Below are 26,129 nucleotides of genomic sequence, written 5' to 3' on the forward strand. Positions count from 1 at the left end.
TTAAATTTTAAAAGTCATTTGATATCACCGGGCAACGAATCAGTTTGACTAAACCCTCCGTACCGAGCAACTTAATATCTACTTGCTTATAGTGAAAAATATATTTTGTGTTAGCTCCTTGATTTTTAGCGAAAAACCATAAAAACTCAGAGATTTACACCGTATAGAATTCCTCAATTCACGCAAAAATACACTATATTTATAAGAAATATAAATCTTTAGCCGTTATTATCGCTGAAAGACATATTTGTTTATTATTTTTACGCCTTAAATAAAGAACTATGGCATCATCTTTTGAGAGATATCAAAAAAGAAAATTAATTTCTTCGTATTTTTCGGTCATCTTGAGTATTTTCCTGGTACTTTTCCTTTTGGGAACCTTGGGTTTATTCATCATGAATTCCGAAAAAATATCTAATAATTTCAGAGAGACTATACCGATGTCTATCTACTTTAACGACAAAGCCACCACTGCTGAATTAGAACAATTCCACAGAGATATGGAAATAGCCCCGTTCGTAAAAGACGTGCACTATGTATCTAAGGACTCTGCGGCAAAATCACATCAAGACATTATCGGCGAAGATTTTCTTCATTTCCTAGGTTTTAATCCACTAGAAAATTCCTTCGACATTCACCTGAAGGGAGATTATGTCGTATCGGACAGCATCAAGAATATCGAACTCGACTTTAAAAACAATCCACTAATCAGCGATACGGTCTACGATAAACAATTGGTCGAATTGGTCAACGAAAATATTAAAACCATTACTTTTTGGATTTTAGTTATCAGCAGTTTTCTAGCTGTTGTTGCGATGTTATTGATAAACAGCTCCCTGAGACTCTTGATTTTCTCGAGTCGTTTTATCATCAAAACCATGCAAATGGTAGGAGCTACGAAGTCATTTATTCGACGTCCTTTTATCTGGCACAGCATGAAACTCGGAATCATTGGATCTCTATTGGCTATAGCCGGTGTTTTTGGGGTATCTTATTACTTGGACTCTAAATTCCCTTCACTCGGATTGGGTTTTAAAGAGGATTACTTCCCTATACTGATCATCTCTGTAGGTATCTTTTTAGTGGGTATAATCATTACTTCCATCAGTACGTTTTTTGCTACACAACGTTTCTTAAATTTAAAATCTGACGAATTATATTAAGCTATATGATTATGAATAACAACGAAAACCAAAATAGCGAATTCCTATTTGCCAAAAACAATTATATCATTTTAATCGCCGGTGTTTTGATCATTGCATTGGGCTATATACTCATGTCTGGCGGCGGAAATGATAATCCAGCTGAATTCAACGACGCTATATTCAACTTCAGAAGAATCAGACTAGCTCCAACAGTGATTTTTATTGGTTTTGGAGTATGTATCTATTCCATTTTCAAGAAAGCGAAATAAACGTAATTCCCCTATAAACACCTATTTAAAAAATGGATTTAATTCAAGCCATCCTTCTTGCTATTGTAGAAGGACTGACCGAATATTTACCGGTATCTTCCACCGCACACATGATTTTCACGAGTTCGTATTTTGACATTCAAAACGACGATTTCGTAAAGCTATTTCAAACCGCCATTCAATTTGGAGCCATACTTGCTGTAGTTGTATTATACTGGCGTAAGTTTTTTGATTTCACCCGTTTAAATTTTTATGTTAAGCTAGCTTGTGCAGTTATTCCAGCTCTAGTATTAGGAAAAATATTCGACGAAAAAATAGACGCAGTATTGGGAGAACCCATTCCAATCGCTATAGTATTAATAATTGGGGGTGTCGTTTTGTTATTTATCGATCGATACTTTAAAAACCCAACAATTCTTAAAGAAGAAGACATCACAATCAAAAAAGCTGTTACCATTGGTTTTTGGCAATGTCTAGCCATGATGCCAGGTACCAGTCGTTCTGCTGCTTCCATCATCGGTGGAATGCAACAGGGACTATCGAGACAAACCGCAGCGGAATTTTCATTCTTCTTAGCGGTTCCGACGATGCTTGCTGTAACCGTATACTCGATTGTTTTAAAAAAATACGAAAACACCGGACTAAAAGGATATGAACTGTTGATGGAAAATCCCGACAATATAAAATTGTTTATCTTGGGTAATGTCATCGCTTTTATAGTATCCATTTTAGCCATCAAATTCTTTATCGAAATTATCAAAAAATACGGTTTCAAACCTTGGGGTTGGTATCGTATTGTTGTTGGTTCACTTTTGTTAATCTATTTTGTTTACGTAAAATAATAAGCATGAAATTATCCGCTGAGGAATTCCAAAATGGTCAAATTTTATTGATCGATAAACCCTTGAACTGGTCCTCTTTTCAAGCGGTTAATAAAATCAAATGGGCATTAAAAAAACACTTGGGTTTAAAAAAAATAAAAGTGGGTCATGCCGGCACACTTGACCCTTTGGCAACAGGGTTGTTAATCGTTTGTACAGGAAAGTCTACCAAACAAATCTCTGAACTGCAAGGGCAGATTAAAGAATATACAGGGCGTTTTTACATCGGGGCGACCACCCCATCTTATGATTTAGAGACAGAGATCAATCAAACTTTTGAAACGGCTCATATTACCGCTGAATTAATCGACAGCACCAGACTGCAATTTTTAGGCGAAATCGACCAGAAACCACCGATATTTTCGGCGATCAAAAAGGACGGCCGCAGATTATATGAACACGCTCGAAAAGGCGAAGAAGTCGAGATCGCAACGCGAAAAGTTACGATCAGTGAATTCGAAATCACCGACAACAACTTACCAGAACTCGAATTTAGAGTTGTTTGTTCGAAGGGCACCTATATCCGATCACTAGCCTTTGACTTTGGTCAGCAATTAAATTCCGGCTCACACTTAACCGCATTACGCAGAACTAAAATAGGCGACTACGACGTTCAAAATGCCATTGCCGTAGAGGAATTTGAAACTATTTTCTTTGGTAGCAACGAACCTATCACAACACCAAACACTCCAAATATTTAATCCTATTTTGAGAAGAAATCCATTTTTGCTCCTTTTTTTACTACTGACTATAGTTTGTTTATCACAGACTAAATCCGTGTTACAAGAAGGTGATTTGATTTTTCAAAACCTCAATTGCGGACCGATGTGCGATGCAATCAATGAGGTGACAACCGGGTATAAAGATTTAAAATTTAACCACATAGGTCTTGTCGTTTTTAAAAACGACGAGATTTATGTGCTTGAAGCCAGTGGAGCTGCCGTAAAAAGCACTCCTTTAGATGTGTTTTTAAGTTATTCCTCACAAACAATGTATTTGGGTAGATTAAAAGAGGACTACCTTGATTTAATACCCCAAGCCATTCAATTTGCTACGCAACAGATCGGAGTTCCGTATGACGATGAATTTCTATACGACAACGGAAAATATTACTGTTCCGAATTGATCTATGACGCTTTTAAATACGCCTACAAAAAACCGTTTTTCAGCCTGTATCCGATGACCTACAAACCCTTGAACTCCGACGAATTCTTTCCAATATGGGTTTCGTACTTTAAGGAATTGGGCCAAGAGATACCGGAAGGATTACCGGGATGTAACCCTGGGGGTTTGTCAACTTCAGATCGAATTCAGATGTTAGGTCCTCTATAAATATAGGTATTTTCGGGATAATTAGCAAAAAATTAGACTAAAAGAAGCTTATTTATGTCGCAATGACTCCTTTAATTACAGACCCTTTCGTTATTTTTACGCCAATTTTGACGAAAAATGACCTGGACACGGTTAAATTGATTTTATAAAATGTACTTTTGCCGAAATTATTGTTTTAGGGCTCAATAGATGTTCCTCTTTTAAGAACAATAAAGACCTCATTTTATTTATGAAAAGAATTATCAGTCACAGAAATCTATTGGGTGTAGAAAAAAACACCGAATTAAAAGAATTAAAAACGATCTACCGCAATTTTATGAAGGAATTTCATCCTGATAAAATTCAAGACAATCCGGAAGCTCAATTAGAAGCTGAAGAAAAAAGTAAAAAAATCATTGAAGCCTATCATTTCTTGGTAAGTATTGCACCAGAAACCGTTGCTAATACGTTACCTGAGTACACTGAAACTACAACAAAATCTAGTATTCAAGATTTCAATTACGAGCGTTCGGTTTTAACCATCACGTTTACAAATGGAAGCAGCTACGAATATTTCAGCGTACCGAGAAACACTTATATAAAATTAGTTAATGCCGATTCTCCTGCACGTTTTGCAAGAAGACATATCTACACCGAGTTTATTTACAGAAAAACTGGTAACGCAGAATAAATCTATTTTACTGAGATTTTTGAATTCAAAAATCTCAGTATTTTTTTGCTTTTATAAATTTGCAGCCACTGCAACACTATTCATCATTTCCATTACTTCATTTTGAATAGCTACGCCTTTATCTTTCGCGTACCATTTTTGCAAGACCACTATCCCTTGTTCGTCAAACTGGCCGAATTCCGCTTTATAATCTACTACTGCCTTTTGAGCACCATCAGGTCTTGGTCCCCAATCTGCAAGAACCTCCAAGGTATTTTTATCCAAAACGATCAACTTGGGAATTGCCTTACCTCCATTGGTCAAAAACTCTTCCATCAACTCATTATTTTGATCTCTAAAAACAACAACCAAATCAATAGCCGTAGAAGCCTCAGCCATTTTATTTAAAACCGGTAAGATTTGAGCGGCATCGCCACACCAGCTTTCAGAAATCACCAACCAAATATAGGCTCCTTTTAATTGTTGTAACTTGGCCTGAACTTGATCCGTAATTACCATTGTTTTGTCCAAGCGATTTAAACGAGCTTCATTAAGCTCTGCGTAAGACAGATAGCCTTCCTCTAATTCCAATATTTCAGGATTATTTAATAGGGCATTAGTCACAAAAGATCTATATTGCTTATAGGTATAGCTTTTTTCCAAACTTTGTGTAATGATGTTTTTCATTTTATAGTAAATTTATGCATTCAAATATAGAACATTTATCCATTCCAAAAGACAGATTTCAAATGGAAGAACAACAGTTATCTTCAGGATTAGTACTATCAGGGGGCGGTTATAAAGGCATAGCACATGCTGGTGTATTACAATTTTTAGATGAAGAGGGTATTCGTCCTACTAAAATTGCGGGAACTAGTGCGGGATCAATTGTTGCAGGACTTTATGCTTTTGGAATTAAACCACCCGAGATACTCGATTTTTTTAAATCGGTAAACATTTTTAATTGGCATCATTTTACGATAAAAAAGGCTGGCATCATGGATGCTTATGCCTTCCACAAGTACCTAAATAAAATTTTTAACGACCACATACTCGACGATTTAGAGATCCCTCTATATATCACCGCAACTGATATAGTACGCGGAAAATTAAAAATATTTAGTCCGGAAACCAAAATAGCAGATGCACTCCTGGCCTCTAGTGCCTTTCCTGGTGTATTCTCTCCGTTTAAAATTGAGGATAGACTATATAGCGATGGCGGTATCTTAAACAATTTCCCTTCCAATATACTACAAGGGCGTTGTGATTATATCATCGGGGTCAATGTCTGTCCTTTGCAGGAGATAGAAGAGCCCCAATTAACTTCTATAAAATCAGTCACAGCACGTGCTTACGAGTTAATGACCACCTTGAATAACTATCAAAAAATACAGCTTTGCGATTGGATTATTGAACCGAAGGCACTGACAGAATACTCGACTTTTGAGCGCAATCGCAATCGAATGGATCAGATTTATGAGATTGGATATTTGGCGGCAAAAGAAAGCTTTCAAGAGAAAAAGCATAATTTTAAAAATCTTATTTTATAAAAACAGATAATGACTATATTTGCACAATCTTAAAATCATCCTTTCAATGAAATACAAAAGAATTCTACTAAAATTAAGTGGAGAAGCCTTAATGGGAGAAAATCAATACGGTATTGATCCAAAGAAGTTAGCAGAATACGCTGCAGAGATAAAACAAATACACAATAAAGGTATTCAAATCGCGATTGTAATTGGCGGTGGAAACATCTTTAGAGGAGTTGCTGGAGCAAGTGAAGGGATGGATCGTGTTCAAGGTGATTATATGGGAATGTTAGCTACAGTGATCAACGGCATGGCCTTGCAAGGAGCTCTTGAAGCTGCTGGTATGTTGACTCGTCTACAAACCGCTTTAAAAATTGAAGCTGTTGCTGAACCTTATATCAAAAGAAGAGCTGTTCGTCACTTAGAAAAAGGACGTATTGTAATTTTTGGTGCAGGTACGGGTAATCCGTATTTTACAACGGACACCGCTGCGGTATTAAGAGGTGTTGAAATCAATGCAGATGTTATCTTAAAAGGAACGCGAGTAGATGGCGTTTATTCAGCAGATCCAGAGAAAGATCCTACGGCAGTAAAATATGAAACCATCACTTTTGACGATGTCTTGAGAATGGGATTGAACGTTATGGATACGACTGCATTTACATTAAGTCAAGAAAATCATTTACCAATAGTGGTATTTGACATGAATAAAAAAGATAATTTACTTAAAGTTTGCGAAGGAGAAACTATAGGTACCACAGTAAATATTAATTGATAGAATAAAAAGTTATGACTGAAGAGATAAACTTTATTATTGCCAGTACTAAGGAGTCTATGGAGGGTACTATTGCCCACTTAGAGAAAGAACTTTTAAATATCCGTGCTGGAAAAGCAACTCCACAAATGTTAGGAGGTGTTTTCGTAGACTATTATGGCTCTCCGACTCCATTGTCACAGGTGGCCAATATTAATGTACCCGATGCACGTACCCTTGCGGTTACACCTTGGGAAAAAAGCATGCTTCAACCCATAGAAAAAGCAATAATGATCGCCAATTTAGGATTAAACCCTATGAATAATGGAGAGAACATCATTATCAACATCCCTGCTTTAACAGAAGAACGCAGAAGAGACTTGGCAAAACAATCTAAAACAGAAGCTGAAGATGCCAAAATCGGTATTCGTAACGCTCGTAAAGATGCCAATACAGAAATTAAAAAATTGGAAAAAGAAGGTACTTCAGAAGATATCTGTAAAGTAGCTGAGGAAAGCATCCAAAAGATTACTGATTCCTATATCAAAAAAATCGATGAAATCTTCGCAGTTAAAGAAGCTGAAATCATGAAAGTATAAAGTCAAAAAAATCCGCAAATTGCGGATTTTTTGTTTTCTATATGGGTGTTTTGCTAATTCGAAACAAACTTGAGGCCAATAATCGATGCTATAAGTGTTGTAATAAAAAATACCCTCCAAAAATCAGCCGGTTCTTTAAAAATAAAGATTCCAACGATGACTGTTCCAACTGCCCCTATTCCAGTCCATACCGCATAAGCCGTTCCTATAGGCAAAGTCTGAGTCGCTTTATACAACAAAAACATACTGATAGTCAAGCAAACGAAAAAACCACACATCCACAATGCGGATACTGTGCCAGTGGTTTCCTTGGCTTTCCCCAAACATGATGCAAAACCCACTTCAAAAAGACCTCCAATAACCAATAAAATCCAATTCATCCTTTTTATTTTTTTTTTTTGCAAATATACTTCAGCAAAAACAAAGTTCATGCACTTCCTAAAATAAGACCGCTGCCTTTCTCATTTATACCAAAAACCAAGCGACTCCCCAAAACCGCTATACAAATAGAAATATAGTTGTTGTTTTTATTTTAATTGTTAATAAAATTTAACATATTTGTTACCATATACCAAACCGAGCTATGAAACAACTATACATCCTATTAATCTTTTTAAGTTGTATACCTGCAACTTCCCAAACGAGTAAAAAGGTCTTTTTTATCGGCAATAGTTATACAGACACACACAATATACCACAACTGGTTGAATCCATAGCTAAGGCAGCGGGTGATCAGCTATCCTATACGAGTCATGCCCCAGGTGGCGCTACACTTCAGCAGCACAACAACAATCAAAACGTCAATAACACCATCGCTCAAGGTAACTGGGACTATGTCGTTTTACAAGAGCAAAGTCAGCTTCCCGCATTTCCCGATCCCGATGTAATCAATCTGGTATATCCGTATGCCGCTGCTTTAAGCAAAAAAATAAAACAAGCCAATCCTTGTACACAGGTGACGTTCTACATGACCTGGGGTAGAAAAAATGGCGACCAAACCAACTGTGCCTTTTGGAAACCGCTGTGCACCTATATCGGCATGGACGACCTACTCCAACAAAGATATATGACTATGGCTACCACAAACAAAGGTATCGTTGCACCCGTAGCAGCTGTTTGGCGCTATCTGATCACCAATAATCCTGAAATCGAACTTTATTCAGCAGACGAATCTCATCCATCCGTAGAAGGTGCTATGGCAGCAGCTTATACTTTTTATACGGTGTTTTTTGAAAAAGCACCAACAAGTTCTACTTTTACCAATAACCTACCATCTTCGACGATTAACACGATTAAAAATGCCGTCGATAAAATTGTTTTTAACAATCTTGCCAATTGGAAGATTTACGATTATGATCCAGTCTCTAACTTTGACTATACGTTAACCAATAACGAAGTTACTTTCAAAAACCTATCAATAAATTCTGAAGATTACCTCTGGACCTTTGGAGATGGAAGCAGTTCAAATTCGACAAACCCGACGCACACCTACAACAATACCGGTACTTTCACAGTACAATTAAGCGCCGCGAAATGCTCGAAAACAGTAGTGTTTGAAAAAACAATTCAAATCAAAACTTTAGCCACTGAAAATTTCATTTCCAAAAGCGCTTTCTTATACCCCAATCCAGCTAATCATCAAATGGAATTCACCACAACGCAAAACGTACAAAACATAGAGATCATCGATTTCAACGGAAAGATCATCGCTCCAAAATTCAGTTCAAATCAAAACAAACACCTAATAGATCTGAGCGCTCTAGCAAGTGGCAGTTATTATTTGCGAGTAAAATATACTCATGGAAACGATGCACATCCCTTTATCAAGTTGTAAGTTACCTACAAGCTAAAGCTAATCGAAAAAACAAACCACAAGGGAGTTAGACAACCTCTAAGAAGTCGAAGCAACTTGAATGCTACCGAGAAAACTGCAAGCGTTATAAAACGATGCTTTTTCACTAAACCCCATCTACCATGGAGCTGCATCGCCAAATTCAAAACGGCGAAACCTATATCAAAAAAATCTCGCAAAGGGTTTTACCTAGATATTCCAAAAACTACTTAAATTTTTAGTACCTTTGCGGGTATTTTACAGAGAGATAATCCTGATTAATTTCGTATTTTAAATATAAAAGTCGACGATGAAACACACTAAAGTTATTGACCTACTGAGCAGTACCAACACCCTGCACGAAGTCAAAGCAAAAGGATGGGTGAGAACCTTTAGAAACAACCAATTTCTTGCTTTAAACGATGGATCAACCATTCACAACATTCAATGTGTTGTAGATTTTGAAAAATTCCCTGCCGAATTATTAAAGAGAATTAATACGGGAGCAGCCGTTTCCTTAACGGGAACACTCGTTGAGAGTAAAGGGTCTGGACAAAACGTAGAAATCCAAGTTAATGAATTGGTGATATTGGGAGATTCTGATCCAGAAAAATACCCTATACAACCGAAAAAGCACTCTTTAGAGTTTTTACGTGAAAACGCACATTTAAGAATACGCACCAATGTTTTTGGAGCGATTATGAGAGTTCGTAGTACGTTGTCATTTGCCGTACATAAATATTTTCAAGACAACGGATTTTTCTATTTCAATGCACCGATCGTTACAGGATCTGATGCAGAGGGAGCTGGAGAAATGCTGCATGTAACTTCGTTGCCTTTTGATAACATCCCTAAAAATGAGGATGGATCTATTAATTTTAGCGAAGATTTTTTCGGTAAAGCGACCAACCTAACCGTTTCTGGACAGCTAGAAGCTGAAACCTATGCTATGGCATTGGGGCAAGTATATACGTTTGGACCAACATTCCGTGCGGAAAATTCTCATACTTCCCGCCATTTGGCAGAATTCTGGATGATTGAGCCTGAAGTGGCCTTTATCAACTTGGACGAGAACATGGATTTGGCTGAAGACTTCATCAAGTACATCATCAAATACACTTTAGAGAAATGTGCTGATGATTTAAAATTCCTAGATCAGCGACTAACCGATGAAGAGAAAAACAAACCGCAGGCAGAACGCAGCGAAATGTCTTTACTTCAGAAATTAAACTTCGTATTGGAAAACAACTTTAAAAGAGTTAGTTATACAGAAGCCATCGATATTTTACGCAACAGCAAACCCAATAAAAATAAAAAATTCAAATACCTCATTGATGAATGGGGAGCTGATTTACAAAGTGAACATGAGCGCTTTTTAGTTGAAAAACACTTTAAATGCCCTGTAATCTTATTTGATTACCCTGCAGACATTAAAGCCTTTTATATGCGTATGAACGAGGACGGTAAAACGGTTCGCGCTATGGATATCCTTTTCCCAGGAATTGGAGAAATTGTAGGAGGTTCTCAAAGAGAAGAACGCTACGACAAACTCGTGGAAAGAATGCAGAAAATGGGAATCGATGAAAAAGAATTGTGGTGGTATTTAGATACCCGCAAATACGGTTCTGCACCACATAGTGGGTTTGGATTAGGATTTGAAAGAATGGTCTTATTTGTAACTGGAATGACCAACATACGCGATGTGATTCCATTCCCTAGAACTCCGCAAAACGCAGAATTCTAGCATACCATACCTTTTGTTAAAAAGTTTACTTTATACACATATTTTATTAATTTTGGTGAAATAAGTTTTTGTATAAAGTAAACTTTTTTTTATTCCATAAAATCTTATTATTTCTTATCTTAGTCTATGCTTAAACAGAATTTACAATTAAAACTATCTCAAAAACTATCACCTCAACAGATTCAACTGATGAAGTTGATACAACTGCCTACCCAAGCTTTCGAGCAACGGTTAAAGGAAGAATTGATAGAAAATCCTGCTCTTGAAACAGGTAAAGAAGATACCGTTGAAGCAGATGAGTTTTCCAATGAGGAATATGACGATTACGATAACGAGAGAATCGACACTGAAGACATCAATATTGACGAGTATTTAAGTGACGATGAAACCCCAGACTACAAGCTACAAGCCAACAATTACAGTCGCGATGATGAAGATTATGAAATACCGATTATTGCTTCTGTAAGTTTTCATCAAGATCTGATCAATCAGCTCAACACCTTTATTCTTAATGATTTTGAAGGAAGCATAGCAGAGTTTTTAGTCGGAAGCATTGACGACATGGGATATATTCGTCGTGAAATACAAGATATAGTAGATGATTTAGCCTTTACACAGGGTATTTATACCGACGAAGCTACCGTAGAGAAGGTTCTACATATCATACACGAATTGGAACCCGCTGGTGTAGGTGCTCGAAATTTACAGGAATGCCTGTTATTACAATTACGACACAAAACACCAAGCGAAGCAGTTGACTTGGCAAAGGATATTATTGAAAATCAATTTGAAGCCTTTACCAAAAAGCATTACGACAAAATGTTGCAAAAATATGGCATTACACAATCCCAATTGAGAAAAGCCATAGACGAAATAGAAAAACTCAATCCAAAACCGGGAGGTGCTTTTGCTGGAAACTCTAAAGCCGTAGAACACGTGGTTCCCGATTTTGCTATTAAAATTGTTGAAGGCGATTTAGAACTCACCCTCAATGGCCGTAATGCACCTGAATTGCACATATCTAAGGATTATCAAGAAATGCTTCAAACCTACAAAGAAGTAGCCGAGAAGCCGTCAAATTCCCAACGCGATGCCGTGCAATTTATCAAACAAAAACTCGATGGCGCCAAGTGGTTTATAGAAGCGATCAAACAACGTCAAGAGACTTTGTACGTAACGATGAATGCGATTATGGAATATCAAAGAGAGTACTTTTTAGACGGTGACGAGACCAAACTGAAACCGATGATTCTAAAGGACATCGCTGATTTAATCGGTTTGGATATTTCTACGATTTCGAGAGTTGCCAACAGCAAGTATGTAGAAACCCCTTATGGAACCAAACTGATCAAAACATTTTTCTCTGAAGCGATGATGAACGATCAAGGAGAAGAGGTTTCCACCATTGAAATCAAAAAAATACTTCAGAATATTATAGCGGATGAGGATAAACAAAAACCGTATCCCGATGATAAATTAGCCGACCTACTCAAAGAAAAAGGCTATCCGATTGCACGACGTACTATAGCAAAATACAGAGAGCAATTAGACATTCCCGTAGCGAGGATGCGTAAAAAAATATAAAGATTAATGCTGTAGTAACCCAGAGTTATTAAAAGAAGTCCCATAAGGCAATTTTCTATAAAATTGCCTTTCAAGCTCCAATAACACTAATTTGATTACTTAAAAACTAAGAAAAACAACTTATATTGTAGCTCTAAAAAGTAACTATTTATCTATGAAATTATTGAAGAGACTTTTGGTGTCGTTCTCCTATTTTTTTCATCCAATTATCATACCGATATTGGCCATAAGCCTTTATTTCCTACTCACTAGAAACTTCTTTAGTCCATTAGAAATCGTCATTACCTTTAGTCAGGTATTAATTATGACCTTTCTACTTCCCATTACGTTATATTACTTTTTACGGTCGATGCGACTAGTGAAATCGTCAATTATGCTCCATAGTCCTAAGGAGCGTTTGCTGCCGATTATCATTTATATATTCCTGTTGATTGTTTTAAAAGACTATGTCTTAAAACACAACCGAACTTATGAATTTAATATTTACGTATGGGGATCGATTTACACGTACATCCTACTGCTGTTAAGCGTTTATGCCAAACAAAAGTTTAGTGTACATGTTGCCGCCCTAACAGGCTGTATCACCTTCTTTACCTTACTTTCGATAAAGTACTATATGCCCAACACTATTGTATTAAATATTCTAGTGCTTGTTTTAGGTGTAACGGCTAGTTCCAGACTTTACTTAAGAGCACACCGCTCTTCCGAAATTATATTGGGATTTTTGTGTGGTATGATTCCTCAACTGATCTTTTGGCAAATTGCCTTTTATAAGATGTAAAACATCAGTCCGGCATTAAAGGCCTTAACCTTATTAGTACTCGGTGGAACCACTTGATTTTTGTAAATCGAATTAAGTCCGTAATACATATAAATATTCCAAGTATTAAAACCAGCAGACAGGTAAATACCGTATACCCACTGATTCAAATCGGCATTGTTTTTAATGGTGAAATTGGCCAGTTCGCTACTAGTGACTGCTTTATCTGCCAATAGATAACTGACTTTGAAACCGGTGTAAATACGCCAAAATTTATGGCTTTCAGGAGTAGATGTTCTCCAACGAATTTCTAACGGGAAATCTAAATAGTGCAAAGAAAGCGTGTTTCTGTCGTAACTCTCTAATATTTGCGACGGAAATTCAAGCCCATCCGTAGGTGCTAAATTGTGGTGTAAGTTCAAATACGAGTATCCTATTCCAGGAGCGATTGCCCAAGTGCGTGCGGCATTAATCGGAAAATCCCGTACAAATCCAGTCTGAATTCCCAACGAAAGGGAACGTTGACTAAATCCCGGAGGTTTGTCTTGTAAAAGAGCGTGCGTTATTCCAATATAAAATTGATCTTCTCGGTACTTGGTGTCGACTTTCTTAACCGTATCCACCACTACAGAACTATCAACAAACTCTTGAGCTGCTGACACATAACCCATTAAAAGCATACCTATAACGATAAGTTTCTGAAACATAGTGTTGCTGTTTTTACGCTACTAAAGTACTAATAAGTGACTACTAAATCGCGATTTGCAAATAGTTATTTACAAATTCACATATTCGCAGATCTTTCATCCCTTTAAAATATATAAACCAAGCCTACTGCCAACATCTGTTTAATCTGAAAACGCGGTCCTTCGATAATTTGTTTCCCTCCTACTTCTTTTTTATTCTTGATATCGTCATCATAGATAACATGTGCTCCTACATTCGCTCTAACATATTGGTTGATCTTCATATCTAATTTAAGTTGCCAATCAATATCGATATTGCCAAATCGATTAATATAATCGGAATACAAACTCAATCGATGATCTAAAAAGATATTGGTTAAGATCTCTTTTTTCCACTGATTCGTTACCAAGAGACCAACTTCTGATTTGGAGCGTTTACCGTGCCTAATCACTTGTTTATTTTCATCGTAAATAGCCTTTTCAACACCAAAAGCTCCTTGATCTGCCAAACGCTGATCGGATACAAAAGTAGACTTCAAAGTCAAAGGAGAAAAATAAACCGTTGTACCTCGCTGCGGCAACGAATACTCTGCTCCGACCCCGACAAACAAATATGCTGGCGCTAAGAGCTTCGAAATGGGTAGTTCCGTATTGGGATAAGAGTATCCATTGGCAAATTGTGTATTAAAATTAAACTTTGCCGTATAATACCAATCTGAAATATCCGATGTTTTATGTCCAATAGTTGAGCTCAACTGAAAGGCATCATCGGTTTTTCTAGACTCCCTACCTTCTTGTTGGTTAAGTCCATAACGCAACACCAATTCCGTTTCCCAATTTAAACGACCCTTGACATACTTTCTTCTAAAATCTCCTTTAAACAAACCCGAAACGGAATTATCACCACCCGCATTCCAATTGACAAAAGAGATTTGATTGATATCAAGTCCGAGTCTGTTGTATTTCTCCCAATATCCGATTATGGTATCATTGACCGGTAAAAAGCTTAGATCAATATTCTTCGGATACAGATCTAACGGTTTTATATCAAATTTAGGCTGATTGTTGGGCACAAAAATCACCGGTCTAAAAAACGGTAAAGACAGCGAATCGTTGTAATGAATGGTTATGCTCTGAGACCCCATTCCGCCATAGCCAAAATTATCTGCTTTTTGCAAATCCATCAACGGATTAAACGGATTTTTCTTAGACTTATTTTTTGGTATTATCGTATCCGTTTTAACTATAGAATCCGCAAAAATCAGCGAATGACTCTGCGACTTAAATGAAATTTTCCCATTTGCAGAAACAAGGTTGTTTCCCCAAAAGAAGAAGATCAATAAAACACTTAAAACGAACTGATAATGATTTTTTTTTATTTCCATGTATTAATTATATTCAGTACAGACGGTACATCTATTCCACATTCCTCTTCTTGTTCCAAAACAGAGGCTTGTTCTATAAATGAATCGGGAACACCCAAAATCTTAACGCTTACATTCGGATAAAATTCCGCCACAAAAGCGGCTATTTTACTTCCAAAACCACCTGCAATCACCCCTTCCTCAATGGTATATATATGGGAATGGGTTTGTGCAATTCGATGCAATTCCTTCTCATTCAACGGTTTTATTATCGGGAAATGATAATGCGAACCGAGTAGAGTTTTCGTCAATTCAAAAGCTTTACTCACATTATTTCCTATAGTACCTGTAGAAATCATGGCAAATTTATCGCCTTTTCTCAATTTATGAATACTTTCTATATTAATTTTTTCAAAAGGTTTTTGCCAAACGGTTAAAACACCTCTACCACGTGGATAGCGAATCGCTATTGGTCCGTCTAAACCCAACTGTGCTGTGTATAAAATATTGCGTAATTCCAGCTCATTCAATGGAGCGGCAATAATCATATTAGGTATACAATTTAAGTAAGCAATATCGTAAACCCCCTGATGAGTAGCCCCATCTTCACCTACCAATCCCGCACGATCTAAACAGAAAATCACAGGCAGCTTTTGCAACGCAACATCGTGTATAACTTGATCGTAGGCCCTCTGTAAAAAAGTAGAATAAATCGCACAGTACGGCATCAAGCCCTCTGCGGCCATACCCGCCGCCAAAGTCACCGCATGTTGCTCGGCGATTCCAACATCAAAAGCGCGATCGGGAAAGGCATCCATCATAAATTTCATAGAACTCCCCGTAGGCATAGCTGGTGTAATACCGATAATTTTAGGGTTTTGTCGGGCTAGTTCAACCAAAGTCAATCCAAACACATCTTGATATTTAGCAGCTAACCCTATATCATTGGTGCTGATTAATTCTCCAGTCACACGATCAAACTTACCCGGTGCATGATACCGCACCTGATCTTCTTCCGCTTGTTTTAACCCCTTGCCCTTGGTGGTAATTAAATGTAAAAATCGGGGTCCCTTAATCTCTTTCAACCGTCTTAGTTCAGCAATTAGTGCTGGTAAATCATGACCATCTATAGGTCCTGAGTAATCAAAATTCAACGATTTAATCATGTTATTATCCCTGTGATTCCTACCGGATTTCACAGCGGTTAAATATTGTTTTAAAGCTCCAACACTAGGATCTATACCGATAGCATTATCATTGAGGATAACCAATAAATTTGCCGAGGTAACTCCCGCGTGATTTAACCCTTCAAAAGCCATACCTGAAGCTATCGATGCATCGCCAATCACCGCGATATGCTGCCGATCAAAATCCCCCTGTATCTGCGCGGCCAGAGCCATACCCAATGCAGCGGATATGGATGTAGAAGAATGTCCAACTCCAAAGGTATCGTATTCACTTTCGTCGCGTTTTGGGAAACCGCTTAAACCATTCTTTCGTCGATTGGTTTCAAACACATCACGTCGCCCTGTCAAAATTTTATGACCGTATGCTTGATGTCCGACATCCCACACTAATTTATCATAAGGCGTGTTAAAAACATAATGCAACGCAATCGTTAGCTCCATCACTCCAAGACTTGCCCCCAAATGCCCTTCTTTAACAGAAACTACATCGATGATAAACTGCCTCAATTCGCCTGCCAAACTTGACAAAGTCGATTCGGGTAATTCGCGCAGCTCTGTTGGGCTATTGATTTTTGAAAGTACTTTATTTGGCATTGTTTCTAGGAATAAAACCCAAAATTACGATTTTGTTTTTACTTTTGGTCTTCCTTAATGTAACACCTACAGAATTTTGGCTTATGGAGATGATTTTTACCGATGAATATTTTATGGAAATAGCTTTAAAAGAAGCACAAGCTGCTTTTGAGAAAGGTGAAATTCCCGTAGGCGCCATAGTAGTTTCAAACAATCAAATACTGGCTCGCACTCACAACCTTACCGAATTGTTAAGTGATGTTACAGCTCACGCAGAAATTCAAGCAATTTCATCTGCAGCTAATTATTTAGGCGGAAAATACTTAAAAGATTGCACTTTATACGTAACTTTAGAGCCTTGTTCAATGTGCGCTGGCGCTCTGTATTGGAGTCAAATTACGGCAATCGTATGTGGAGCCGCAGATCACAAACGAGGATATCGCAGTATGGGCGGGCAATTACACCCAAAAACTCAAATAAAATTTGGTGTATTGGAAGACCGCTGTGCGGCCTTGATGAAAGACTTTTTCAAAAAGAAAAGAAAATAAAGAATTGTTTAATATAAAGTTTTACTATGAAATTAAGAACATGGTTGTTACTCTTGATCGGTATAGTTGCCTTTCAAGCTTGTAAAAAATCTTCAAAAGATTTTAATTCCGATCCCTCTTTGTTTAAGGACTATATTACGAGTTATACTTCAGGTTTAATATCTACAAAAAACCCTATTCAAGTTGGACTGCAAATCCACACCGACCAATGGAAAGCCAATCAGGAAATCGAAGACAAATTATTTAGTATTTCGCCCAAAGTAAGCGGTAAAATAGTTTATCTGTCCAACAATTCTTTGAGCTTTATTCCCGAGAAGAAACTCGATCAAAATCAAGAATACCAAATCACCTTCCACTTGTCAAAAATCAGCGATGTTCCAAAGGAATTGCGCGATTTTAAATTTACCGTTAAAACTACCAAACAAGATTTCGCCATCGAAACTTGGGACTTTCAGTCCATTGGTGAAAATTACTATTTCCTAAACGGAACGATCCATACCAGTGACTGGATGTCAACTGCGGAAGCAAAAGAACTGATTACTGCAAAAACGGGTTCGAAAAAAAGCCAGGTCAAAATTATTGGAAAAACAGACGAAGCTCGTTTTTTCTCATTTGTTGTTGACAGTATCCCTCGCGACGCTTCAGAGGCAAAACTAGATATTGCCTGGGATGGTAAGTCTCAGAAAATTGATCAAAAAGGTAATTTGGAACTTGCAATCCCAGCCAAAAATACCTTTAAGATCATCGATGCCAAAATCAGCGACGACAGCAATCAATCCTTTTGGATTAATTTTTCTGATCCGATCAAACGCAATCAGAATTTCGACGGTTTAATCCAAATTCAACATACTGATGATATTAAATTTAGCGTAGATGGCAATTCGATAAAAGTATTTAGCGACACCCCATTTGACGGAGAAATTCCAATAAGCTTATTTCAAGGTTTAGAGAATGTATACGGCAAAAAAACCACCGGAGATTCTACTCTAAAGCTTGTATTTGAGCAACAAAAACCCGCTGTTAAAATGGCTAAAAACGGAACGATTTTACCGAGTTCCGAAAATTTAAAGGTCAATTTTCAAGTAACCAATCTAAAAGCTGTCGATGTAAAAATATATAAGATATTCGAGAATAACGTCCTTCAATTTCTACAAGACAATCAATTGGATGGCAAGTATAGCCTTAGAAAAGTAGCCGCGCCTATTGCAAAAACAACTCTTGATTTATCAACAGGCAATTTGTCTTCATTGAGAAAATGGAGCACTTATGCCTTGGATGTATCCGCATTGATTCGACCGGAACCGGGCGCTATCTATCGCATTGAATTTTCATTTAAAAAGAGTTATTCGCTATACAATTGTCCCGCAAACACAGAGGACGACGATACATCAACAGATGAAGAAGAGGATTCCGATATAAACATGGACTATGACGAATGGGATGAAGACAACTATTACTACTACGATTACAATTGGGAAGAGAAAGACGACCCGTGTAAAAACACTTACTATTACAATACCACAGTAGCGACAAACATACTGGCGACAGACTTAGGTGTTGTAGCGAAAAAAGGATTAAACAACACTTTTTTCTTTGCTGTGAATAACATCATCACTACAGAACCCGTGTCCAACGCTTCTATAGCTATTTATGATTTTCAGCAACAGCTACTCACTACCATAGAGACCAATATTGACGGTATAGCCAATTTTACTTTAGACAAAAAAGCCTTTTTTGCTGTCATAAAAAAAGACAATCACACGACTTATGTGAAGTTGGACGAGGGAATGGCATTGGCTGTGAGTAATTTTGATGTTGATGGGGTTAGCCTTCAAAAGGGTTTAAACGGCTTTATCTACACCGAAAGAGGTGTTTGGAGACCTGGAGATTTGATACATGTCGGTTTTATATTAAACGATTTGTCAAATCCATTACCCGACAATCATCCGATCAAAATCAAACTATCCGATCCGTTTGGAAAAGTAGTCGAGCAAAAAATTCAAACAAAAAACAAAAACAATCATTATAGCTTCACCCTTTCCACACCAGAAAATGCACCAACGGGTAACTGGGAAGCGGTTATAAGTGTAGGTGGAGCCAAGTTCTACAAACAGATCAAAATAGAAACCATCAAACCCAATCGTTTGAAAATCAAAAACGACATGGAAGGGAAATTAATTTCCTCAACGGGATCTCGCGTTAATTTTAATATCAATTGGCTACAAGGTGCTGTTGCAAAAAACCTACGTGCCGAAGTACAAGCTAAGCTAGTTCCACAAGAAACGCAATTCAAAGGATTAGAAAAATACAGTTTTAACAACAGTTTTCAATCTAAATCTGCTATAGAATTAAATCTCTTTAGTGGCAGAACTGATGAAAATGGTAATTTCTCGTTTTTCGTAAAACCGGAAAACAATTCGGAGAAGTCTGGAATGTTGAAAATGATTTTAGTGACTAAAATTCATGAAAACGGTGGCGACTTCAGCACAGATGTTTCAACGAGCACGTATTCTCCTTATAAATCCTATGTGGGTATTGCAGCTCCAAAAGGCAATAAGTATGGCATGTTGGAGACTGGTGCTAAAAACACGTTTAGCGTAGTTAGTGTCACTGAAAACGGCAACCGAAAGCCCCATAGCGACGTTCAGATCGACGTTTATAAAATCAATTGGAATTGGTGGTGGGATGCTTCAGAGAGTAGTTTTTCCAACTACAGTGCGGCAAATAATCACAAAACTTATTATTCTACAACCGTGCAAACCAATGCTTCCGGTTTGGGACAATTTGATCTTACCGTTGCAGAAGCCGATTGGGGAAGGTACCGCATTGTAACTACCGATCAGTCTAGTGGACACCTTTCATCGACAGATATCTATATAGATTGGCCAATTTGGTCCGGAAAGACCAAAGATCACGGTAATGCCGAAGCCGTTGTTTTAAATATTGCTACTGATAAAACGGAATACGATATCAAAGAGAATGCTCAAATTTCTTTTCCTTCGAGTGAAGGCGGAAGAGCTTTGATATCTGTAGAGACGGGAACAGAGGTACTCGAAACGCACTGGGTAAAAACCACTAAAGGAGAGACCATTTTCAAATTGCCTATTCGCAAAGAGATGGCGCCAAATGTGTATTTAAACATTACCCTACTTCAACCGCATGCCTCGACTTTAAATGACTCACCTATTCGATTATACGGTATAGTTCCAATAACGGTACTCAATAAGGAAACCAAATTACAGCCGGTTATCACGATGAGTGAGACCTTAAGACCGGAACAAAAAGCTTCGATTCAAATTCAAGAAGCTTCTGGGCAGGAAATGACCTATACCATAGCGGTTGTGGAAGACGGTTTACTGGATTTGACCCGTTTTAAAACACCTAATCCGTGGAAGAATTTCTATTCAAAAACCGCTTTAGGGGTTAAAACCTGGGATGTTTATAACGATGTTATTGGTGCCTTTGGAGGAACGATCAACCAAGTTTTCAGTATTGGTGGTGACGAGGATTTAGGCGGTGGACAGGCTAAAAAAGCCAATCGTTTTAAACCAGTAGTCATCTATCTAGGTCCTTTTAAACTTGAAAAAGGTAAAAAAGCAACACACGAAATCACAATTCCAAAATACATCGGTTCCGTGCGCACCATGGTTGTGGCATCTAATGCCAAAACAATGGCTTATGGAAGTGCCGAAAAAACATCAACGGTGAAAAGCCCTTTAATGATTTTGGGATCCTTACCTCGACAAGCGGTTCCCACAGAGAAAGTAACTTTACCCGTAACGGTATTTGCGACTGAAAAACACATTAAAGATGTACGGGTAAGCGTAAAAGTAGATGGTAAATTCCAAGTAATAGGAGCTTCCTCTCAATCAATTAATTTTACGGAACCCGATGAAAAAATTGTTTATTTCGAATTAGAAGTTGGTAAAACCGTTGGAAACACCAAAATTACCATCGAAGCAACTTCAGGAAAAGAGAAAGCGAATTACGAAGTTGAAATGAATATTTCAAATCCAAATCCACGTACTTTTAAAAATGAGGACGTGGTAATAGAACCCAATCAAACAGCAACCTTAGATTGGAATTCCTTTGGCGAAGCCGGATCTAATCAAGCACAACTAGAGGTTTCTAGCTTTCCGGGAGTCAACCTGAGTTCGCGTTTAAATTATTTGATCGCTTATCCGCACGGTTGTTCCGAACAGATTACTTCAGGAGTATTCCCCCAATTGTATTTGGCTGATTTCATGGAACTGACCGCTGTACAAAAAGAGAATATTCAAAGAAACGTAGCCGCGGGAATCAATCGCCTAAAGCAAAATCAATTGTCAGACGGTGGATTCACCTATTGGTCTGGATCCAATTATTACGATGATTGGACCACCTCCTATATTGGTCATTTCTTTATAGAAGCAGAGAAAAAAGGTTTTATTTTACCGGTAAACAGCAAGGCGAACTGGCTGAGTTTCCAACAAAAAACAGCCCGTCAATGGCGTCATGAACCGCGTTATAGAAATGATTTTGCACAGGCTTATCGTTTGTATACTTTAGCCTTAGCAGGATCACCAGATCTGTCTGCAATGAATAGACTTAGAGAAACACAGGGTATTTCAAACGAATCGAAATTGCGTTTAGCCGCTGCATATGCCTTAGCAGGTCAAAAAAATGGTGCCCTAAAATTAATGAGCACCAGCAGTCTTGACGGTATGGACAATTACTATTATTACGGTTCACCCGAGCGCAATCAAGCTATGGCTCTGGAAACCTATTTACTACTGGGGCAAAAAGAAAAAGCGCATCGTTTGGCATTGGAAATTGCACAAAACTTATCTTCTTCAAAATGGATGAGCACGCAAACTACAGCCTATTCTCTATACGCCATTGCATCTTATGCTAAAAACAACAACAGTGCCGATGGTATTGATATACAAACCACCTACAACGGAAAAACAGCCTCGATAAAAACCAAAAAAGCGTTTATCGATCAGCGTTTAAGCGTTACTAACCAAGGCAATAAAATAGAATTAAAAAACAATTCTAAAAGTACGGTCTACGTTAGAGTAGCCTATAGCGGTATCTTACCTGTAGGCGAAGAAATGGTTCAACAAAATGGATTGATTATTCGTTCCGCTTTTAGAACTAGCAGTGGACAAGTCATCAACCCAGTAGCTATTGCTCAAGGCAGTGAATTCAATTGCGAAATCACGGTATCGAATACCACAGGTAGACGCGTGGACAATGTTGCCTTAACGCAAATCATACCTTCGGGCTGGGAGATTTCCAATTTGAGATTTACCGAAGTTGGCGAATCGTCCAATCAAGTAGATCATACGGATATACGAGATGACCGAACCAATTTGTATTTCTCTCTTACAGCCAATAGCTCTAAAACGTTTAAGATTACCTTAAACGCATCATACCTCGGACGCTATTATATGCCAGGTATCCAAGCCGAAGCCATGTATGACCACAATTACTCGAGTAGAACTCAAGGCATGTGGGTAGAAGTCATTAAATAACAACAAGTACACCGGAACTCTAATGAGTTCCGGTGTTTTTTAACTGTAAACCAAAACTGTGAAAACAGCTCCTATCCTATCTTATTTTAAACGTCATAAAATCAAATCCATCTTGTTTTTGATTTTGTTGATCGCCTATTATTTTTGTCTGCCCAAAAATTTATTCGATAAACCGCACTCTACGGTCATCGAAAGTAGTGCCGGACATCTATTAGGTGCACAAATAGCTAAAGACGGACAATGGCGTTTTCCCGAACAAGACAGCATTCCCTACAAGTTCAAAAAGAGCGTACTGTATTTTGAGGACGAACATTTTTATCAACATTGGGGAATCAATCCCGTTGCGATAACCAAAGCACTCATTCAAAATATCAAGGCGAAAAAAGTAGTACGAGGCGGCAGTACCTTAACACAACAAACCATACGTTTGGCACGAAACGGAAAAAAGAGAAGTTATTTTGAAAAAATCATTGAAGCTATTCAAGCTACCCGTTTGGAATTTCGATACAGCAAAGACCGTATACTAACCCTATACTCCTCTCAAGCTCCTTTCGGAGGAAATGTCGTTGGCTTAGACATGGCTGCTTGGCGGTATTTCGGACTAGCTCCACATCAACTTTCTTGGGCCGAAAGCGCCACCTTGGCCGTATTGCCCAATGCCCCAAAATTGATTTACCCCGGTAAAAATCAGGAGATTTTATTAGAGAAACGCAACAAACTCTTGCTCAAACTCTACACCAACAAAGTCATCGATTTACAGACTTATGAATTGGCTTTGGAAGAACCCCTTCCACAAAAGCCCCATGAACTACCGCAAATCGCACCGCATTTACTCACTGAAGTTGCCAAAAAAACACCGGAACAACGCATTAAAACAACTCTTAATTACGACATACAGAAAAGAGCCAACCAAATTGCACAAAATTATTACAATCAATATAGTCAATCTGAAATATATAATTTATCTATATTAGTTGTTGATGTTAAAACGCGTAACATCATTACTTATATCGGTAATTCCCCAACTACCGCTGCACATCAAAAAGATGTCGACATCATACAAGCACCGAGAAGTACAGGCAGTATTCTAAAACCCTTTCTCTACGCAACGGTTCTAGATGAAGCCGAACTTCTACCCGAAACGTTAATACCCGACGTTCCAACCATGATATCCGGTTATAGTCCCAAGAATTATAATTTGAGTTATGAAGGTGCAGTGCCCGCCAATAGAGCCTTATCGCGATCCCTTAATATTCCATCTGTACTGATGTTACAAGACTATGGTGTATATCGCTTTTATGAACAATTACAAAAGCTCAAATTGCGCCATATCAACAAACACCCCAATCACTACGGATTATCCTTGATCTTAGGTGGAGCAGAAAGCAATTTGTGGGACCTGTGTCAAGCCTATGCCGGTCTATCTTCAAGCCTAAACTACTTTATCAGCAGCAAAGGCAAGTATCGCACCAACGAAATAGTCCCTTTAAACTGGAATTCAGCAACTCAAACCGATTTCGGTAGCCAAGCCACGCAAAAGAGTAATCTTGGCGCAGGCGCAATCTGGCAGACCTTTGAAGCGATGCGTGAGGTCAATCGACCAGAAGGAGATGAAGCATGGAAGTTTTACGATTCTTCTCTTGAAATTGCCTGGAAAACTGGAACCAGTTATGGAAATCGAGACGGTTGGGCAATTGGCGTCAATAAGGACTATGTCGTGGGTATCTGGGTCGGTAACGCCACAGGAGAAGGAAGACCTTCCCTGACCGGAGTAAGCAGTGCCGCACCTATACTCTTTGATGTTTTTAATTTACTACCGCGAAGCAAGTGGTTTGAAACGCCTTATAACGACCTCGAGGAAGCAGACATCTGTATCGAAAGTGGCTATATAGCGCAAGAAAATTGTCCGAGCAAAAAAGAATGGATCGTATCACGCGCTAAAAAAACAAAAAATTGCCCTTTTCACATCTTGGTACACTTAGATGCAACAGAACAATACCGCGTCAACAGCAGTTGCGAATCCATAGAGAACATTCATGCTAAGCCATGGTTTCAACTACCTCCTATTCAAGCTTTCTACTACAGAAACCACCATATAAACTATACCGATCTACCGCCGTTTAGAGCAGACTGCATCGCACAAAACGCTTCGCAATTGGACTTTATATATCCGAAACATCAAATGACGATCTATTTAACCAAGGATTTTAATTCGAAGCTGCAACCGTTTATCGCCAAAGCAGCCTCATCAACAGGCAACAAAACGCTATTTTGGTATTTGGACAATAACTACCTCGGTACAACGACCAATTTCCACGAGTTTGAAATTAAAACAACCACAGGTACTCATCGACTAAGTATTACCGATACCAACGGGAATGAAAAGATGATTGAGATTTATGTAAACAGTAGTTCGTAATTCGTAATTCGTGAGTTGTGATTCGTGAGTTGTGATTCGTGAGTTGTGATTCGTGAGTTGTGATTCGTGAGTTGTGATTTTGCGAGTTGTGATTAAGGGACGCCTAACAACTACGGAATTGGAATAGCAAAACCCAGTCCGAGTCTTATACCATCTAAAGATTTAAAATCTTTGTACGTATTAAACTCATAGGTATATCCCAGACTGAAATCAATGATGCCAAAAAGGCTGACAATCCCATCTGGCGTTACACTCCAAGGTGATACACTGGTTCTCAACTTAAATAAAAACAACGAATCATTCGAATTTAGAAACATTGGAGTACCGTGATCATAGGTATTAAAAACATATACAAAACCAGCTTCTGGAATCGCGATAAAACGCTCTTTCATATAGCCCATATTGGCATTTATCGACATTTCAACCCGATGGTTATTAGCCAATACCTTAGAAACTCCCGGTCCAACTTGGAGGTAATTACCGCCACTATTGATATAAGCTAGATTAAAAATCGGTTTCCAAGATGACTGAGCGAAGCCTGAAATACTCCAACAACACCCTATAAAAAAAATCCACTTTTTCATATAAAAATCCATACAAACACTGATAACACAAGATACATAAATATAATTAAATCAGCGTATTACTCGACTGGGATTTTATGAAACCTTAATAACAAGTAGATGAATTAAACGAGGCAACGACTTTTCTAAGCGATGAAATAAGTACTTCTCCATTAGCTATATAACAAAAAAA

Annotated in this window: 22 protein-coding genes; 16 read left to right on the plus strand and 6 right to left on the minus strand. The window is 38.0% G+C overall.

The genetic code is table 11. The features are described from left to right. Nucleotides 1–281 precede the first annotated feature (281 nt). The 6 genes from L1275_RS13590 (at nucleotide 282) to L1275_RS13615 (ending at nucleotide 4,297) form a co-directional block, all read left to right on the plus strand. A complete protein-coding gene (locus tag L1275_RS13590; protein ID WP_253474395.1) occupies nucleotides 282–1,163 on the plus strand; it encodes an ABC transporter permease in 882 nt (293 codons plus the stop codon). A gap of 11 nt (nucleotides 1,164–1,174) precedes the next feature. After that, nucleotides 1,175–1,414, plus strand: a complete 240-nt coding sequence (locus L1275_RS13595) for a DUF3098 domain-containing protein (RefSeq protein ID WP_253474398.1) — start codon at nucleotides 1,175–1,177, stop codon at nucleotides 1,412–1,414. A gap of 32 nt (nucleotides 1,415–1,446) precedes the next feature. Further along, nucleotides 1,447–2,256 (plus strand): undecaprenyl-diphosphate phosphatase, encoded by an 810-nt coding sequence (locus L1275_RS13600; protein WP_253474400.1) that lies wholly within the window; start codon nucleotides 1,447–1,449, stop codon nucleotides 2,254–2,256. 5 nt (nucleotides 2,257–2,261) lie between these two features. Continuing rightward, nucleotides 2,262–2,996 carry a tRNA pseudouridine(55) synthase TruB gene (gene truB, locus L1275_RS13605; RefSeq protein ID WP_253474403.1) on the plus strand — a complete coding sequence of 245 codons (735 nt, stop codon included), beginning with the start codon at nucleotides 2,262–2,264 and terminating at the stop codon, nucleotides 2,994–2,996. 76 nt (nucleotides 2,997–3,072) lie between these two features. Then, nucleotides 3,073–3,627 carry a YiiX/YebB-like N1pC/P60 family cysteine hydrolase gene (locus L1275_RS13610; protein WP_253474406.1) on the plus strand — a complete coding sequence of 185 codons (555 nt, stop codon included), beginning with the start codon at nucleotides 3,073–3,075 and terminating at the stop codon, nucleotides 3,625–3,627. 229 nt (nucleotides 3,628–3,856) lie between these two features. Next, entirely contained in the window at nucleotides 3,857–4,297 is a 441-nt protein-coding gene (locus L1275_RS13615) for a KTSC domain-containing protein (protein ID WP_253474409.1), read from the plus strand. A 51-nt stretch (nucleotides 4,298–4,348) separates the two neighbouring features. On the opposite strand, the gene L1275_RS13620 is transcribed toward L1275_RS13615, so the two are convergent. Then, the gene (locus L1275_RS13620) at nucleotides 4,349–4,963 is read right to left on the minus strand and encodes a thioredoxin family protein (RefSeq protein ID WP_253474412.1); all 615 of its coding nucleotides are present in this window, start codon (nucleotides 4,961–4,963) and stop codon (nucleotides 4,349–4,351) included. Nucleotides 4,964–5,025: 62 nt separating this feature from the next. Here L1275_RS13620 and L1275_RS13625 point away from each other — a divergent pair, with 62 nt between their 5' ends. Genes L1275_RS13625 through frr form a run of 3 tightly spaced genes read left to right on the plus strand, consistent with a single transcriptional unit; the run spans nucleotide 5,026 to nucleotide 7,161 of the window. Beyond that, complete coding sequence (locus tag L1275_RS13625; protein WP_253474498.1) at nucleotides 5,026–5,826, plus strand: patatin-like phospholipase family protein; 801 nt, start codon at nucleotides 5,026–5,028, stop codon at nucleotides 5,824–5,826. Nucleotides 5,827–5,872: 46 nt separating this feature from the next. Further along, entirely contained in the window at nucleotides 5,873–6,583 is a 711-nt protein-coding gene (gene pyrH, locus L1275_RS13630) for a UMP kinase (protein ID WP_253474414.1), read from the plus strand. 14 nt (nucleotides 6,584–6,597) lie between these two features. Continuing rightward, on the plus strand, nucleotides 6,598–7,161 hold the full coding sequence (gene frr / locus L1275_RS13635; protein WP_253474416.1) for a ribosome recycling factor: 564 nt from the start codon (nucleotides 6,598–6,600) through the stop codon (nucleotides 7,159–7,161). 53 nt (nucleotides 7,162–7,214) lie between these two features. On the opposite strand, the gene L1275_RS13640 is transcribed toward frr, so the two are convergent. Further along, complete coding sequence (locus L1275_RS13640) at nucleotides 7,215–7,541, minus strand: multidrug efflux SMR transporter (protein ID WP_253474418.1); 327 nt, start codon at nucleotides 7,539–7,541, stop codon at nucleotides 7,215–7,217. A gap of 203 nt (nucleotides 7,542–7,744) precedes the next feature. On the opposite strand from L1275_RS13640, the gene L1275_RS13645 reads away from it, so the two are divergent. The 4 genes from L1275_RS13645 (at nucleotide 7,745) to L1275_RS13660 (ending at nucleotide 13,101) form a co-directional block, all read left to right on the plus strand. Continuing rightward, nucleotides 7,745–8,995 (plus strand): T9SS type A sorting domain-containing protein, encoded by a 1,251-nt coding sequence (locus tag L1275_RS13645; protein WP_253474420.1) that lies wholly within the window; start codon nucleotides 7,745–7,747, stop codon nucleotides 8,993–8,995. A 307-nt stretch (nucleotides 8,996–9,302) separates the two neighbouring features. Continuing rightward, nucleotides 9,303–10,736, plus strand: a complete 1,434-nt coding sequence (gene asnS, locus L1275_RS13650) for an asparagine--tRNA ligase (RefSeq protein ID WP_253474422.1) — start codon at nucleotides 9,303–9,305, stop codon at nucleotides 10,734–10,736. A 126-nt stretch (nucleotides 10,737–10,862) separates the two neighbouring features. After that, on the plus strand, nucleotides 10,863–12,320 hold the full coding sequence (rpoN, locus tag L1275_RS13655) for an RNA polymerase factor sigma-54 (RefSeq protein WP_253474424.1): 1,458 nt from the start codon (nucleotides 10,863–10,865) through the stop codon (nucleotides 12,318–12,320). A gap of 154 nt (nucleotides 12,321–12,474) precedes the next feature. Beyond that, nucleotides 12,475–13,101: a hypothetical protein gene (locus L1275_RS13660; protein ID WP_253474426.1), complete on the plus strand. Its 627-nt coding sequence runs from the start codon at nucleotides 12,475–12,477 to the stop codon at nucleotides 13,099–13,101. On the opposite strand, the gene L1275_RS13665 is transcribed toward L1275_RS13660, so the two are convergent. The 3 genes from L1275_RS13665 to L1275_RS13675 all read right to left on the minus strand — a co-directional run bounded on the left by L1275_RS13665 (nucleotide 13,089) and on the right by L1275_RS13675 (nucleotide 16,911). Continuing rightward, a complete protein-coding gene (locus L1275_RS13665; RefSeq protein ID WP_253474428.1) occupies nucleotides 13,089–13,787 on the minus strand; it encodes a porin family protein in 699 nt (232 codons plus the stop codon). The two genes, L1275_RS13660 and L1275_RS13665, sit on opposite strands and share 13 nt — an antisense overlap. Nucleotides 13,788–13,891: 104 nt before the next feature. Then, a complete protein-coding gene (locus L1275_RS13670; protein WP_253474431.1) occupies nucleotides 13,892–15,151 on the minus strand; it encodes a DUF3078 domain-containing protein in 1,260 nt (419 codons plus the stop codon). Next, the gene (locus L1275_RS13675; protein ID WP_253474434.1) at nucleotides 15,142–16,911 is read right to left on the minus strand and encodes a 1-deoxy-D-xylulose-5-phosphate synthase; all 1,770 of its coding nucleotides are present in this window, start codon (nucleotides 16,909–16,911) and stop codon (nucleotides 15,142–15,144) included. The genes L1275_RS13670 and L1275_RS13675 overlap by 10 nt, the downstream gene beginning before the upstream one ends. An 83-nt stretch (nucleotides 16,912–16,994) precedes the next feature. Between L1275_RS13675 and L1275_RS13680 the strand changes: the two genes are divergently transcribed. From L1275_RS13680 to pbpC, 3 genes are read left to right on the plus strand one after another with little or no spacing between them, the layout of a single operon-like run. Next, complete coding sequence (locus L1275_RS13680; protein ID WP_253474437.1) at nucleotides 16,995–17,438, plus strand: nucleoside deaminase; 444 nt, start codon at nucleotides 16,995–16,997, stop codon at nucleotides 17,436–17,438. Between the two features lie 26 nt (nucleotides 17,439–17,464). Beyond that, a complete protein-coding gene (locus L1275_RS13685) occupies nucleotides 17,465–22,954 on the plus strand; it encodes an alpha-2-macroglobulin (protein WP_253474440.1) in 5,490 nt (1,829 codons plus the stop codon). Between the two features lie 58 nt (nucleotides 22,955–23,012). Beyond that, nucleotides 23,013–25,373: a penicillin-binding protein 1C gene (pbpC, locus tag L1275_RS13690; RefSeq protein WP_253474442.1), complete on the plus strand. Its 2,361-nt coding sequence runs from the start codon at nucleotides 23,013–23,015 to the stop codon at nucleotides 25,371–25,373. A gap of 110 nt (nucleotides 25,374–25,483) precedes the next feature. Here the strand turns inward: pbpC and L1275_RS13695 are convergent, their stop codons facing one another. Then, nucleotides 25,484–25,957, minus strand: coding sequence for a hypothetical protein (locus L1275_RS13695; RefSeq protein ID WP_253474445.1), 474 nt, complete (start codon nucleotides 25,955–25,957; stop codon nucleotides 25,484–25,486). Nucleotides 25,958–26,129 lie beyond the last annotated feature (172 nt).

Origin of the sequence: Flavobacterium sp. HSC-61S13, from assembly GCF_024171535.1 — a bacterium.
Lineage (GTDB): Bacteria > Bacteroidota > Bacteroidia > Flavobacteriales > Flavobacteriaceae > Flavobacterium.

Coding starts and splice junctions, on each gene's coding strand:
- L1275_RS13670 (WP_253474431.1), bottom strand. CDS start 15,151: ATGGAAATAAAAAAAAATCATTATCAGTTCGTTTTAAGTGTTTTATTG.
- L1275_RS13665 (WP_253474428.1), bottom strand. CDS start 13,787: ATGTTTCAGAAACTTATCGTTATAGGTATGCTTTTAATGGGTTATGTG.
- L1275_RS13660 (WP_253474426.1), top strand. CDS start 12,475: ATGAAATTATTGAAGAGACTTTTGGTGTCGTTCTCCTATTTTTTTCAT.
- frr (WP_253474416.1), top strand. CDS start 6,598: ATGACTGAAGAGATAAACTTTATTATTGCCAGTACTAAGGAGTCTATG.
- L1275_RS13625 (WP_253474498.1), top strand. CDS start 5,026: ATGGAAGAACAACAGTTATCTTCAGGATTAGTACTATCAGGGGGCGGT.
- L1275_RS13590 (WP_253474395.1), top strand. CDS start 282: ATGGCATCATCTTTTGAGAGATATCAAAAAAGAAAATTAATTTCTTCG.
- asnS (WP_253474422.1), top strand. CDS start 9,303: ATGAAACACACTAAAGTTATTGACCTACTGAGCAGTACCAACACCCTG.
- L1275_RS13615 (WP_253474409.1), top strand. CDS start 3,857: ATGAAAAGAATTATCAGTCACAGAAATCTATTGGGTGTAGAAAAAAAC.
- pyrH (WP_253474414.1), top strand. CDS start 5,873: ATGAAATACAAAAGAATTCTACTAAAATTAAGTGGAGAAGCCTTAATG.
- L1275_RS13600 (WP_253474400.1), top strand. CDS start 1,447: ATGGATTTAATTCAAGCCATCCTTCTTGCTATTGTAGAAGGACTGACC.
- rpoN (WP_253474424.1), top strand. CDS start 10,863: ATGCTTAAACAGAATTTACAATTAAAACTATCTCAAAAACTATCACCT.
- L1275_RS13685 (WP_253474440.1), top strand. CDS start 17,465: ATGAAATTAAGAACATGGTTGTTACTCTTGATCGGTATAGTTGCCTTT.
- truB (WP_253474403.1), top strand. CDS start 2,262: ATGAAATTATCCGCTGAGGAATTCCAAAATGGTCAAATTTTATTGATC.
- L1275_RS13640 (WP_253474418.1), bottom strand. CDS start 7,541: ATGAATTGGATTTTATTGGTTATTGGAGGTCTTTTTGAAGTGGGTTTT.
- L1275_RS13595 (WP_253474398.1), top strand. CDS start 1,175: ATGAATAACAACGAAAACCAAAATAGCGAATTCCTATTTGCCAAAAAC.
- L1275_RS13620 (WP_253474412.1), bottom strand. CDS start 4,963: ATGAAAAACATCATTACACAAAGTTTGGAAAAAAGCTATACCTATAAG.
- L1275_RS13675 (WP_253474434.1), bottom strand. CDS start 16,911: ATGCCAAATAAAGTACTTTCAAAAATCAATAGCCCAACAGAGCTGCGC.
- L1275_RS13645 (WP_253474420.1), top strand. CDS start 7,745: ATGAAACAACTATACATCCTATTAATCTTTTTAAGTTGTATACCTGCA.
- L1275_RS13695 (WP_253474445.1), bottom strand. CDS start 25,957: ATGAAAAAGTGGATTTTTTTTATAGGGTGTTGTTGGAGTATTTCAGGC.
- L1275_RS13680 (WP_253474437.1), top strand. CDS start 16,995: ATGGAGATGATTTTTACCGATGAATATTTTATGGAAATAGCTTTAAAA.